Origin of the sequence: Pseudonocardia sp. DR1-2 (genome assembly GCF_023717215.1) — a bacterium.
In the GTDB taxonomy this organism is placed as follows: domain Bacteria; phylum Actinomycetota; class Actinomycetes; order Mycobacteriales; family Pseudonocardiaceae; genus Pseudonocardia; species Pseudonocardia alni.
In genome coordinates, this window is sequence record NZ_JAMQOF010000001.1 from 594,938 (window position 1) to 607,412 (window position 12,475).

At 76.1% G+C, this 12,475-nt stretch carries 9 protein-coding genes; 4 read left to right on the forward strand and 5 right to left on the reverse strand.

The window, feature by feature from the left end:
- Positions 1 to 7: 7 nt before the first annotated feature.
- Positions 8 to 1,846: a histidine kinase gene (locus ND486_RS02785; protein ID WP_251782628.1), complete on the reverse strand. Its 1,839-nt coding sequence runs from the start codon at positions 1,844 to 1,846 to the stop codon at positions 8 to 10.
- Positions 1,847 to 2,006: 160 nt separating this feature from the next.
- On the opposite strand from ND486_RS02785, the gene ND486_RS02790 reads away from it, so the two are divergent.
- Positions 2,007 to 4,556: an RNA helicase gene (locus ND486_RS02790; protein ID WP_251782630.1), complete on the forward strand. Its 2,550-nt coding sequence runs from the start codon at positions 2,007 to 2,009 to the stop codon at positions 4,554 to 4,556.
- A 123-nt stretch (positions 4,557 to 4,679) separates the two neighbouring features.
- Positions 4,680 to 6,824 carry a bifunctional diguanylate cyclase/phosphodiesterase gene (locus tag ND486_RS02795; RefSeq protein WP_251782632.1) on the forward strand — a complete coding sequence of 715 codons (2,145 nt, stop codon included), beginning with the start codon at positions 4,680 to 4,682 and terminating at the stop codon, positions 6,822 to 6,824.
- Positions 6,825 to 6,826: 2 nt separating this feature from the next.
- Here the strand turns inward: ND486_RS02795 and ND486_RS02800 are convergent, their stop codons facing one another.
- The 3 genes from ND486_RS02800 to ND486_RS02810 all read right to left on the reverse strand — a co-directional run bounded on the left by ND486_RS02800 (position 6,827) and on the right by ND486_RS02810 (position 9,683).
- Positions 6,827 to 7,612, reverse strand: a complete 786-nt coding sequence (locus ND486_RS02800; RefSeq protein ID WP_251782634.1) for an LLM class F420-dependent oxidoreductase — start codon at positions 7,610 to 7,612, stop codon at positions 6,827 to 6,829.
- Between the two features lie 56 nt (positions 7,613 to 7,668).
- The gene (locus ND486_RS02805; protein ID WP_251782642.1) at positions 7,669 to 8,541 is read right to left on the reverse strand and encodes a DUF742 domain-containing protein; all 873 of its coding nucleotides are present in this window, start codon (positions 8,539 to 8,541) and stop codon (positions 7,669 to 7,671) included.
- A 203-nt stretch (positions 8,542 to 8,744) separates the two neighbouring features.
- The gene (locus ND486_RS02810; RefSeq protein WP_251782644.1) at positions 8,745 to 9,683 is read right to left on the reverse strand and encodes an alpha/beta hydrolase; all 939 of its coding nucleotides are present in this window, start codon (positions 9,681 to 9,683) and stop codon (positions 8,745 to 8,747) included.
- 93 nt (positions 9,684 to 9,776) lie between these two features.
- Here ND486_RS02810 and ND486_RS02815 point away from each other — a divergent pair, with 93 nt between their 5' ends.
- Both ND486_RS02815 and ND486_RS02820 read left to right on the forward strand, forming a co-directional pair.
- Positions 9,777 to 10,706, forward strand: a complete 930-nt coding sequence (locus ND486_RS02815) for a hypothetical protein (protein WP_251782646.1) — start codon at positions 9,777 to 9,779, stop codon at positions 10,704 to 10,706.
- On the forward strand, positions 10,700 to 11,053 hold the full coding sequence (locus tag ND486_RS02820) for a GntR family transcriptional regulator (protein ID WP_251782654.1): 354 nt from the start codon (positions 10,700 to 10,702) through the stop codon (positions 11,051 to 11,053). Before ND486_RS02815 ends, ND486_RS02820 begins: the two co-directional genes overlap by 7 nt.
- Positions 11,054 to 11,069: 16 nt before the next feature.
- Here ND486_RS02820 and ND486_RS02825 read toward each other — a convergent pair whose 3' ends face one another.
- On the reverse strand, positions 11,070 to 12,278 hold the full coding sequence (locus ND486_RS02825) for an acyl-CoA dehydrogenase family protein (protein ID WP_251782656.1): 1,209 nt from the start codon (positions 12,276 to 12,278) through the stop codon (positions 11,070 to 11,072).
- Between the last annotated feature and the right edge of the window lie 197 nt (positions 12,279 to 12,475).

Genomic DNA, 12,475 nt, shown 5'->3' on the forward strand with positions numbered 1-12,475 from the left:
ACGGGTGTCACACGACGGGCACGCCCAGCGGCAGGACCAACAGGACGAGCGGGACGCGGGCGGACCGCTCCGCCGGGTCCGCCGGATGGACCTCCACCCGGGCGGCGGGCCCGCCGGGGGCGTCCGGGTCCAGCCGCACGTGGACCGCGCCGCCCGCGCTGTGCGGCTCGATCTCCTCCTGCACCCCGCGGCGGACCGCGGCGAGCACCGACAGCGGCGGCACCGCCGACGACGGGTCGACACCGGCCCCGGACGGGTCGTCGAGCTCGGTGGTCAGCCGGGCGCCGAACCGGGTCCGTTCGATCTGCAGGTACGCCCGCACGGCGGCGAGCTCCTCGTCGAGCCGGATCGAGGGCTCCCCGGCCCGGTCCGCGGCCCGGGACAGGTCGGCGAAGCCGAGCAGCAGCTCCCGGGCCCGTGGCGGGTCGGTGCGCACCAGCGAGGCGATGGTGTTGAGGGTGTTGTAGACGAAGTGCTGCTCCAGCCGCCGCGACAGCGGCCCGTGCCAGGGGCCGTCCGGGGCGGCAGCCGGCGGCGCGGGGTCCACGGGGACGGGCGGGACGGCGTCGCGGACCCGGATGCGGACGGTCTCGTCGGGGGCCGGGGCACGGTGCGCGCCGGGCCGGGCCGGGCGGCCCTCATCCGGTGGCGTGTCACCGGCGGGCCGGTCGGGGTCCGCGGTGCCGGCGCCCCCGGCGGGGCCCGGGGCGCGGGTGCCCGGCGGGGCGTCCCCGTCCTCGGACGCGGGCCGGGTGCCCGGTGCGGCTGCGCCGCCGGCGCGGGGCAGGACGACGGTCTCCGGGCCGTGCCCGGGTGCCTGCCCGGCCCCGCGGCCCGGGCGGCGCAGCGCGACGGTCGGGCGGGCCGCCGACGCCGCCCGGCGTGCCGCGTCGATCGCGCCGGCCAGGTCGTCGTCGTGCTCGGCGGGCGCCACCAGACCGCGCCAGGACGGCAGGGTGAGCCGTCCGGCGGCCGTCCGGCCCCGGTGCTCGACCGCCGCGACCAGGCCGGGGGCCAGCCAGCGGGCGTCGACGCCGATCCCGTCGGGCACCCCGAGCGGCGGGCTCCCGGTGGCGGGGACGCGCAGTACGGTGCGGGCGTCGACGTCGGCGGCGCCGATCCCGACGCGGCCCACGTAGCGGAGCCCGTCGGGCTCGGGCAGCGCCAGCAGCACGGCACCGATCCGCTCCCGGCCCCCGCCGGGGCCCCCGGCGGGCACCCAGCCCGCGACGAGCACCTGCCGGTGGCGGCGCAGCGGCACCCGCAGCCAGTTCCGGGTGCGCCGCCCGGGCTGGTAGGGCAGGTCGAGCCGCTTGAGGTGCAGCCCGTCGAGGCCGTAGCGCTCCGCGGTCCGGACCACGAGGTCGGCCTCGTCGAGCCCGAACGAGGGCGGGACCAGGATCTTCGGCCCGGCCAGGTCGAGCGCCTCCAGCTCCGCGCGGCGCCGCCGGTAGGGCAGCTCGAGGGTGCGGCGGCCGTCGCAGAACAGCAGGTCGGTGACCACGTAGCCGACCGGCACCTCGGTCCGCAGGGCCGCGTCCGGGGACACCGTCGCGGTGCGGCGCAGCAGCGGGGCGCGCGACGGGCGGCCCGCCTCGTCGAGGGCGACGACGGTGCCGTCGAGCACCATGCCGCCCGGCGGGGCCTGGTCGCCGAGCACGGCGAGCTCGGGGAAGGACCCGGTCACGCTGCGTGCGGTGGAGGACAGCAGCCGGACGCGGCCGGGCCGGGCGTAGGCCACACAGCGGTGGCCCTCCCAGGCGAACTCGACCGCCCAGCGGTCCGGGTCGCCCGCGTCGGTCAGCTCCCCCGCGGCGGGCAGCATCGGCGGGACGAGGTCGGGCATGGGCGCAGCAGGACCCGCGCCGGCGCGCGCCTGCCCGGCGCCGTGCGTCGCACCGCCCCCCACCACGGCATCCACGCTATCCCCCGCACGGGCGAGTGCGGGCGCCACCTCGGCGCTGCGGCGCCCGGTGTCGGGGGTGTCTGCGACGATCGGTCCCATCATGACGCTCACCGACCGGCTGCCGCGCTCCTCCGACCCCGCGAACCCCCCGGATCCCGCCGCGCTGGTGGACACCTTCGCCGAGTGGGCGTTCGACGAGCGCGGTCTGTCGCTGTACCCGGCGCAGGAGGAGGCGCTGCTGGAGCTGGTCACCGGCGCCAACGTGATCCTCTCGACGCCGACGGGCTCGGGGAAGTCGCTGGTCGCGATCGGCGCGCACGCCGCGGCGCTGGCCCGCGGTGAGCGCAGCTTCTACACCGCGCCGATCAAGGCGCTGGTCAGCGAGAAGTTCTTCGCGCTGTGCGAGGTGTTCGGCGCGGACAAGGTCGGCATGCTCACCGGCGACGCCGCGGTGAACGAGAAGGCGCCGATCATCTGCTGCACCGCGGAGATCCTGGCGAACCTCGCCCTGCGCGAGGGCCCCGGGACCGACGTCGGCTCGGTGATCATGGACGAGTTCCACTTCTACGCCGACCCGTCGCGCGGCTGGGCCTGGCAGGTGCCGATCGTCGAGCTGCCGCAGGCACAGTTCCTGCTGATGAGCGCCACGCTGGGCGACACGTCGTTCTTCGCGGAGGACCTGACCCGGCGCACCGGGCGGGAGACCGCGGAGATCACCTCCGTGGAGCGGCCGGTGCCGCTGCACTTCCGCTACGTCGTCGAGCCGTTGCACGAGACGATCACCGAGCTGCTGTCGACGCGTGAGGCGCCGGTCTACGTCGTGCACTTCACCCAGCAGGCCGCCGTCGAACGGGCGCAGGCGCTGATGAGCGTCAACGTCACCTCCAAGGAGGACAAGGCCGCGATCGCCGAGACGATCGGGGCGTTCCGGTTCACCTCCGGCTTCGGCCGCACCCTGTCCCGCCTCGTGCGCCACGGGATCGGCGTGCACCACGCCGGCATGCTCCCCCGCTACCGCCGGCTGGTGGAGACCCTCGCCCAGGCCGGCCTGCTCAAGGTCATCTGCGGTACCGACACCCTCGGCGTCGGCATCAACGTGCCGATCCGCACGGTGCTGTTCACCGCCCTGTCCAAGTACGACGGGCGCCGCGTGCGCCCGCTCAAGGCCCGCGAGTTCCACCAGATCGCCGGCCGCGCCGGGCGGGCCGGGTACGACACCGTCGGCACCGTCGTCGCGCAGGCCCCCGAGCACGACATCGAGAACGCCAAGGCACTGGCCAAGGCGGGCGACGACCCGAAGAAGCGCCGCAAGGTACAGCGCAAGCAGCCGCCCGAGGGGTTCGTCGGCTGGTCGGAGACCTCGTTCGAGAAGCTGCAGCAGGCGCGTCCGGAGCCGCTGACCAGCCACTTCGAGGTCACCCACGCGATGCTGCTCAACGTGGTGTCGCGCGGCGGGGACACCTACGCCGCGATGGAGCACCTGCTCACCGACAACCACGAGCCCCGCAAGCGGCAGCTGAAGCACATGCTGCGGGCGATCGCGATCTACCGGGCGCTGCGCACCTCCGGCGTCGTCGAGCAGTACACCGTGGACGGTGCGACCCGTCCACGGGCGCGGGTGGTCGACGAGCTGCAGCTGGACTTCGCACTCAACCAGCCGCTGTCGCCGTTCGCGCTCGCGGTGTTCGAGCTCCTCGACCGGGAGTCGCCGACCTACGCCCTCGACGTGCTCTCGGTGATCGAGTCGACCCTCGACGACCCCCGCCAGATCCTCGCCGCCCAGCAGAACAAGGCCCGCGGCGAGGCGATCGCGGCGATGAAGGCCGACGGCATCGAGTACGAGGAGCGGATGGCCCGCCTGGAGGAGGTCACCCACCCCAAGCCCCTCGACGAGATGCTGCACGCCGCGCTGGAGACCTACCGCCGCGGCGCACCGTGGGTCGCCGACGCCGTCCTGTCGCCGAAGTCGGTGGTCCGGGACATGAGCGAGCGGGCGATGACGTTCACCGAGTACGTCTCGCACTACCAGCTCGCCCGCTCCGAGGGCCTGGTGCTGCGCTACCTGGCCGACGCCTACCGGGCGCTGCGCCAGACCGTGCCCGAGCACGCCCGCACCGAGGAGCTCACCGACCTCGTGGAGTGGCTGGGCGAGCTGGTCCGCCAGACCGACTCCTCGCTGCTCGACGAGTGGGAGAAGCTCGCCGCCGGGGCGGGTGCCGACGGGGAGGTGCTGCCGCCGGGGGCCGAGGTCGCCGTCGCCACGCCGACCGGGGTCACCGGCAACGTCCGCGCGTTCCGGGTCATGGTGCGCAATGCGCTGTTCCGCCGGGTGGAGCTCGCGGCGATGGGCCGCTACGCCGAGCTGGGCGACCTCGACGCCGACGCCGGCTGGACCGCCGACCGCTGGCGGGACGCCCTGGCCCCCTACTTCGCGATCCACGACCGGATCGGCTTCGGGCCGGACGCGCGCGGGCCCGAGCTGTTCGACCTCACCGAGGAGACCGACCGCTGGCTGGTGCGCCAGGTCCTCGACGACCCGGCGGGCGACCGGGATTGGGCGATCACCGCCGAGGTGGACCTCGCGGCCTCCGACGAGGCCGGTGAGGCCGTCGTGTGGGTGACGGAGGTGACCGACGGGTCGCCGGCCTGACCCGATCGGCCCGTCGCGGGACGTGGACGTAACCCGGTCGGCCCCACCGGGCGGGTCGGATCGGTTACGGTGTCCACCGATCATGAGGGAAGTCCCTCCCACCGGAGCGAACGGGGGCGGTGGATGCAGCAGGCCGACGTCGCCGCTGCTCGCGCCGACCACGGACGGGCGCTCGTCCCCGCAGCACTCCCCGACCCCGCCGACCTCGCCGGTCCCTGGGCCTCGGAGCTGGCCCGGCACTCGGTGCTGCCGGCCACCGAGCTCCGCCCGGTCCTCGACCGGGTGACGGCGCGGCTGCGGGAGGCCGCGCTGGCGGAGCGGTACGACCCGGTCCTCCCGGCGGCCGCCGGCGGGGACCTGGTGCGGGCGCGGATCCACCAGCCGGGTTGCCTGGAGATCGGGATGGAGCTGCTCGGGGCGCACCTGGAGCCGGCCGCGGACACCGCCGCCCGGGTCCGGCGGATCGCGGCCGTGCTGGCGGCGTTCGCCCGCGGGTTCACCGAGGCGACCCGCAGCCTGGTCCTCGCCGAGCACGAGCAGGTCACCCGGGCCGCGCTGGAGGCCCGCCGCGTCGCCGAGGAGGCCCGCCGCCGCTCGGACCTGCGGCTGCGGACCGTCGTCGACTCCGCGGCCGTCGGGATCGTGATCTTCGAGCCGGACGGGAGGCTCGTCGAGGTGAACGAGGCGGCCGCCGTCATGACCGGGTACACGCCCGCCCAGCTGCTGAGGATGCGGGTCACCGACTTCGTGCCCCGGGAGTCGGCGCCGGAGGTGTGGGCGGAGCGGCCACGGCTGCTCGACGGCTCCCTGGACCGGCTCCGGGTGGTCCGCCCGGTCCGGCGCGCCGACGACAGCGACGTGTGGATCGACGCCGTGGTCACCCTGCTCGGCGGGGTCGGCGGTGAGGAGCAGCTGCTCGTCGCGGTGGTGTCCGACGTGACCGACCAGTTGCTGATGCAGGAGAGCCTGGCCCACCAGGCGTCGCACGACCCGCTGACCGGGCTGCCGAACCGGTCGCTGTTCTTCGAACGCCTGGGCGCCGCGATCGACGCGGGCACCTCCGGTGCCCGCCCGGGGGTCTGCTACCTGGACCTGGACGGGTTCAAGGTCGTCAACGACACCCTGGGCCACCAGGCCGGGGACCGGCTGCTGCAGGTGCTGGCCGACCGGCTCCGGGGGGCGCTGGAGCCCGGCGGGCACCTCGTCGCGCGGATGGGCGGCGACGAGTTCGTCGTGCTGGTGCCGCGCACCGCCGACCGGGCCGAGCTGGAGGAGGTCGCGACCCGCGCGCTGGGGACCGTGCGCCGCCCGGTGCGCGTCGACGGCCGCGACATCGTGATCTCGGCGAGCGTCGGGGTGGTGCGCCACGACGGCGAGCTGGGCATCGACGAGCTGATCGCCGCCGCCGACACCACCCTCTACTCGGCCAAGCGGGCCGGCCGCGGGCGCTACGTGCTCTACGACCGCGACCGCCACCGCGACGACGTCGCCCGCTTCGAGCTGTCCTCGCAGATGCCCGAGGCCCTGCGCCGCGACGACTTCGTGGTCGTCTACCAGCCCCTGGTGCGCCTGGCCGACGAGCAGACCATCGGGGTCGAGGCGCTGGTGCGCTGGCAACGGCCCGACGGGCAGCTGCTGGGCCCGGACCGGTTCATCCCGCTCGCCGAGGAGACCGGGCTGGTCGTGCCGCTGGGCCGCCGGGTCCTCGACGAGGCGTGCCGGCAGGGCCGGGTCTGGGCCGACGCGTACCCGGACAGGCCGCTGACGATCAGCGTGAACGTCGCCGCCCGGCAGGTGACCGAGTCGGACCTGGTCGCCGACGTCGCGGCGACGCTGGAGCGCCACGACTGGCCGCCGGAGCTGCTGCAGGTCGAGCTGACCGAGTCCGACCTGATGGGCTCCCCCGGCCGGCCGCTGGCCACGCTGCGCGAGCTCGACCGGCTCGGCGTGAGGATCGCCATCGACGACTTCGGGACCGGCTACTCCAACCTCGCCTATCTGCGGCACCTGCCGGTGCACCGGCTCAAGCTGGCCGGGCACTTCCTGGCCGGGACCGCCGAGCGCGACGACGTCATCCTGCGCACGCTGATCTCGCTGGCCTCCGCGCTGGACCTGGAGGTCACCGCCGAGGCGGTGGAGACCCGGGAGCAGGCGGCGCGGCTGCGCGAGTACGGCTGCGCCAATGCCCAGGGCTGGTACTACGCACCCGCGGTCGTCGCGGAACGGGTCCCGGACCTGATCCGGGACCCGTTCCTGCGTGCCCTCTGAGCTCAGCCGTTGCGCTCGTCGCGCCAGGCGATCCAGTCCTTCAGCCGGGACAGGTCGTAGCCGCCCTGGCCGTCCTGGCCGACGGTGAACAGGCGCACCCCGGCGTCGTGGAGGGCGGCGCCGTCGTCCTCCGGGGCGCCCTCGACGCCGACCGAGCGTTCGATCTCGGCCGGGTCGCGGCCGATGTCGCGGCAGTGCCCGTCGAGGATGCCGCTCTTGCGGGTGACGGTGTCGACGTCGCCGAAGCCGTGCCAGATGCCGGCGTGCTCGGCGGTGTAGCGCAGGGTCTTCTTCTCGCCCCCGCCGCCGATGAGGATCGGGATGTCGCGGGTCGGCGCCGGGTTGAGCGCCGACCAGCGGCTCCGGATGCGGGGCAGGGCCGCGGCCAGGTCGTTCAGCCGGCCGCCCGCGGTGCCGAACTCGTAGCCGTACTCGTCGTAGTCGCGCTGGAACCAGCCGGAGCCGATGCCCAGGATCAGCCGGCCGTCGGAGATGTGGTCGACGGTGCGGGCCATGTCCGCGAGCAGCTCGGGGTTGCGGTAGCTGTTGCAGGTCACCAGGGCGCCGATCTCCACCCGGGAGGTCGCCTCGGCCCAGGCGCCGAGCATGGTCCAGCACTCGAAGTGCTTGCCGTCGGGCTCGCCGTAGAGCGGGAAGAAGTGGTCCCAGTTGAAGACGACGTCGACGCCGGCCTCCTCGGCGGCGGCCACGGTGCGGCGGATGTCGGCGTAGTCGGCGTGCTGGGGCTGCAGCTGCAGTCCGATGCGGACGGGACGGGGATCGGTCATGTCCCCATCCTGGCCCCGGCGGCCGGGCCCCGCAGGGCACCCGCGGGCCCGGCGGGTCAGAGCCGGCGCAGCCCGGCCAGCACCCGGTCCATCAGCGCGACGCTCGGCCCGTCCTCCGCCGAGGACACACCGTGCACCACCAGGCGCCCCTCGGAGGCGAGGTCGTCGATGAGCACCCGGGCGACGCCCAGCGGCACCGCGGCGAGCGCCGCGACCTCCGACACCGACCGGGGCCGGGTGCACAGCCGCAGCACCGCGGCGCGCTCGACAGAGTCGGCGCGCGGGACGGGGCCGGGGGCGGGCCGCACCGAGACCAGCGTCTCCAGCCGCAGCTCGGCGCGGACCCGGGTACGGCCGCCGGTCATGACGTAGGGCCGGACCGTGGCGAACGCCGGGACCTGGAGCGGCTCGGCGTCCGGCGGCGCGGCGAGCTGGGGCACCGGGTGCGGGGACGTCGCGTGCGGGGGCGCGGACGGGGAGGACACGGGGCCCGCCTCCGCGACCGGACGCCCCGGTCCCGGTGCGGGGCGGCCGGCGACCACGGGCAGCGGCGCGGTGTCGGCGGGCCCGGGCGTGCCGGTGTCGCCCTCCGGGCCGCGACCGGTGCCGGCCGCCGCGGGGTCACCGGTCCCGGTGCCGCCCACCGCGGTGTCGTCGGCCGGGCGCCCGTCCGTCTCCGCGCGGGCCGCCGCACGGCGCGCCGCCCGCTCACGGCGGCTCAGCCGGGTGCGCTTCGCGGAGTGCCCGCCGAACCGGGCCCCGGTCACCCCGACCAGGTTCTCCGGCCCGGGCTCCGGCTCCTCCGCCACGACGACGGGCTCCGGGTCCGGGTCCGGCGGCCTGCCGTGCGGGTACTCCGGGTCGGGGGCGTGCCGGGACGGGGGCGCCCCGAACCGGGCCCCGGTGCGTCCGATCTCCGACCGTGCCATCCACCCTCCGCGCCTCGCGGCCGCGGCGGCCCGCGGGCGCCGCTGTCGTCCGTTTCGTCCCGCGGTGCGCTCGTCGTCACGATGCGCGACCGGGGAGCCACAGGGTGGCGTGGGACGGCTACCGCACCGTGTCGCCCGTGTCACGTCCGTGTGACGTGACCCCGTCGGTGCAGGTCACGAGCACCGTGGTTCACCCGATCCGGCTAGCGGCGCAGCAGCGTGGTGAACGCGGCCAGCGCCTGCCCGGCGATCCGCTCGGCCGCGGGCACGACGCCGAGGAACGCGACGTAGCCGTGGATGAGACCGGGTCCGTCGACCTCGACGACCTCCACCCCGCCCGCGCGCAGCGCCACGGCCCAGTCGCGGCCCTCGTCGCGCAGCGGGTCGAACTCGGCGGTGGCGACCACCGCGGGCGCCAGCCCGGACGGGTCGGCGGGCGCGGCGGCCCCCAGCGGCGCGACCTCGGGGCCGGCCGGGGTGGGGCCGGACAGCAGGCTGTCCCAGAACCAGCGCATGTCCGCGGCGGTGAGGAAGTAGCCCTCGCCGTTCTCCCGGTGCGACGGAGTCGCCCCCTCCGGCGCGAGCGCCGGGTAGAACAACAGCTGGGCGGCCGGGCGCGGGCCGCCGCGGTCGCGGCAGCGCAGTGCCAGCCCGGCGACCATGCTCGCCCCGGCGCTGTCGCCGGCCAGCCCGAGCCGCCGGCCCGGGAACCGGTCCGCGACGGCGAGCAGCGCGGCCCAGGCGTCGTCGAGCGGGGCGGGGTGCGGGTGCTCGGGCGCGAGCCGGTAGTCCACCGCGACGACGACCGCTCCGGTCGCAGTGGCCACCCGCCGGCACACCGGGTCGTGGGTCTCCAGGTCCCCGACGACCCACCCGCCGCCGTGCAGGTAGAGCACCACGGCCGCGCCGTCGTCGCCCTCGGGGACGTAGGTCCGCAGCGGCACCGGGCCCGCCGGGCCGGGGACGGTGTCGTCGTCGACCCGGCCGACCTGCTCGGGGACGAACCCCGGACCGCGTCGGGCCAGGGCGAGCGACCGGTAGTGGGCCCGGGTGGCGACCGGGTCGCCGTCGCGGACCAGCGGCAGGGCCCCCGCCCCGGCAAGGGTGTCGAGCACGGTCCGGAACGCGGGGTCGAGCGCCATGGTCGTGACGCTAACCGGTCCCCGGGGGATGTGCAGACAGCATTGTTCTAGTACATTGCGAACAAGTTCGGATCACTCGACGAGAGGGACGTGATGACCACACCCGTCGCGCACACGAGCCGTCGCCGGCTCCTCGCCACCGCACCGGCCACCGCGCTGACCGTCGCGGGCCTGGCCACCCTGGTGGCCACCCAGCCGCCCGGCCGGACGCTCACGAGCACCCTCGCGGTGGTCGTCGTGGGCCTGCTCGCGATCGGGCTGCCGCTGCTGCGGCTGCGCTCCGGGCGGCCCGACGTGGAGCGCCGCGCCGTCGGCACCGCCTGGGCCTTCGCCGTCATCGTGTGGTGGGTGCCCGGCACCCGGCTGGCTCCGCAGGTCCCGGGCTGGGCCTGGACCGCCGGCGTCCTGGCGGCGGTCGCCGCCGCCTACGGCATCGGACACCTGCTGGCCGGACCGGACGCCCCGCGGCCGTCGGCGACCGGCAGCGCCCCGGCCGGCGCGGTGCGCACCCCGCTCGCACCCGGTGAGCGGTACCTGTGGGCCCGGACCGTGCTGTCCCGTCCCACCCTGGTCGTCGCGGCGGTGCTGCTCCTGGCCGCCGCCGCCCAGCTGCCGGCCGGTGGCAGCGCGGTGCTGGTCGTCGTGCTCGTCGCCGCCGCCGTCGTCTCGACCGCACTGACCGCCGTCGCCCGGGTCCGCGTCGACGGCGACGGGGTGCACGTCCGGCAGGCGCTGCTCGGACGACCGCTGGCCGAGGCACCGCTCGCCGAGGTCCGCGGCGCGCGGTCGGAGCAGCTCGACCCGGAACGCTTCGGCTGGAACGAGTACGGCGTGCTGCGCCGGTCCCCGTCCGTGCTCGGCTACCGCGCCCGGCGGGCCGGGGAGGCGCTGGTGCTCGACCTCACCGACGACCGCCGGTTCGTCGTCACGGTGCCCGACGCCGCCACCGCGGCCGGGCTGGTCAACGCCGAGCTCGACCGTCGCGCCGGGCACGGCGCGGCCGGTGCCGCACCGTCGTGCTGATCCGGGTCGACCCGTCGTCGCCGGTGCCGCTCGGGGACCAGGTCGCGGCCTCGGTCCGCCGGGCGGTCGCCGACGGCCGGGCCACCGCCGGGGACCGGCTGCCCCCGGCCCGCGAGGTCGCGGGCGCACTGGGGATCAACCTGCACACCGTGCTGCGCGGCTACCAGCAGCTGCGCGACGAGGGCCTGGTCGACCTGCGGCGCGGCCGCGGGGCCGTGCTCACCGAGCGGGCCACCGGCGGACGCGCCGAGCTGGAGCGCAAGGCCGGTGAGCTGGCCGAGCTCGCCCGGCGGCTCGGGCTCGACGAGTCCGACGCCCTCGGCGCGGTGCGGGCGGCCTTCCGCTGACGCCGCGGCGCCGCCGTCAGCCGAGCGGGCTGCGCGGCAGCAGCCGGTCGGAGATGATCTTGCGCTGGATCTCGCTGGTCCCCTCGAAGATCGTGGTCAGCCGGGCGTCGCGCCAGTGCCGTTCCACCTGGTGCTCGGTGGTGTAGCCGTTGCCGCCGTGCAGCTGGATGCCGTCCGCGGTGACCTCGGCGGCCATCTCGGTGGCCAGCAGCTTGACCATGGCCGCCTCCCGCTCGCAGGGCTCGCCGAGGTCGAGCCGGTGCGCCACGTTCTGGTAGAAGGCGCGGGCCTGCTCGACCCGGGCGGCCATCGTCGCAAGGGTGAACCGGACGGCCTGGAAGTCGCCGATCGGGTGCTCGAACTGGTGGCGTCGCTGCAGGTAGCGCACGCAGTCCTCGACGGCGGCCCTGGCGAGCCCGACCGCCCGCGCGGCGGTGTGCACCCGGGCGATGTTCAGCCACGACTGGGCGTCGGCGAAGCCCTCGCCGCCGGCGCCGAGCTGGTTGCCGACCGGCACCCGCACGCCGTCGAACTCCAGGTCCCAGGTGACGAAGCCGTGGTAGCCGATCTTGTCGATCGGGCGGCCGGTGATCCCGGCGGGGAAGGTGTCGCGCTCCTTCTCCACGACGACCGTCGCCAGGCCCGCGGAGCGCTTCTCCCCCGGCGCAGGGTCGTCGGTGCGCACCAGCACCTGGATGAAGTCGGCGGCCTTGGCGTTGCCGGTCCAGCGCTTGTGCCCGGTGATCACGAACTCGTCGCCGTCGCGGACCGCGCGGGTCTCCACCCCGGCCAGGTCGGACCCGGCGTCGGGCTCGGACAGCGCGATCGCGCCGATCCACTGCCCGCGGGCCGACCGGCGCAGCAGCTCCGCACGGCGCTCCGGGTCGGTGACGGCGGTCCCGGCGCCCTGCGCGCGGGCGATGATCGACCCGACGCTCATCCACGCCCGGGCCAGCTCCTCGGCGACCATGCAGTACTCGAACGCCCCGAGGCCCAGCCCGCCGTGCTCACGGTCGACGGTGATGCCGAAGTAGCCCAGCTCGCCCATCTCGTCGAGCAGGTCGCGCGGGATCTCGCCCTTGAGCGGGTCCAGCTCGTCGGCGACGGGCAGCACCCGCGTCGCGGCGAACTCACGGGCCTGCTTCTGCAGCGCCTCGCGCTCGGTGGTGTGGTACGGCGCGGTCAGTACCGGGACAGGCGGCTCGAGAAGATCGTCACTGGCCATGGGCGCAGTATCACCCGTCCCGGCCGCCCCCGCCCGGACCCGACCGGTCCGGCCCCGACCTTCGGCACAGGACCGCTGCGCCACGCATCGCCGCGTGCGCATGTCCGCACGGGGTGGGAGGGTCGGCAGCGGGCGGCGCGGCCCGACCCGTGGGGGCGCGGGATCGGTGTGGCCGCGACGCCGCCGCGCGGCCGCGA

Coding starts and splice junctions, on each gene's coding strand:
- ND486_RS02785 (WP_251782628.1), bottom strand. CDS start 1,846: ATGCCCGACCTCGTCCCGCCGATGCTGCCCGCCGCGGGGGAGCTGACC.
- ND486_RS02790 (WP_251782630.1), top strand. CDS start 2,007: ATGACGCTCACCGACCGGCTGCCGCGCTCCTCCGACCCCGCGAACCCC.
- ND486_RS02795 (WP_251782632.1), top strand. CDS start 4,680: ATGCAGCAGGCCGACGTCGCCGCTGCTCGCGCCGACCACGGACGGGCG.
- ND486_RS02800 (WP_251782634.1), bottom strand. CDS start 7,612: ATGACCGATCCCCGTCCCGTCCGCATCGGACTGCAGCTGCAGCCCCAG.
- ND486_RS02805 (WP_251782642.1), bottom strand. CDS start 8,541: ATGGCACGGTCGGAGATCGGACGCACCGGGGCCCGGTTCGGGGCGCCC.
- ND486_RS02810 (WP_251782644.1), bottom strand. CDS start 9,683: ATGGCGCTCGACCCCGCGTTCCGGACCGTGCTCGACACCCTTGCCGGG.
- ND486_RS02815 (WP_251782646.1), top strand. CDS start 9,777: ATGACCACACCCGTCGCGCACACGAGCCGTCGCCGGCTCCTCGCCACC.
- ND486_RS02825 (WP_251782656.1), bottom strand. CDS start 12,278: ATGGCCAGTGACGATCTTCTCGAGCCGCCTGTCCCGGTACTGACCGCG.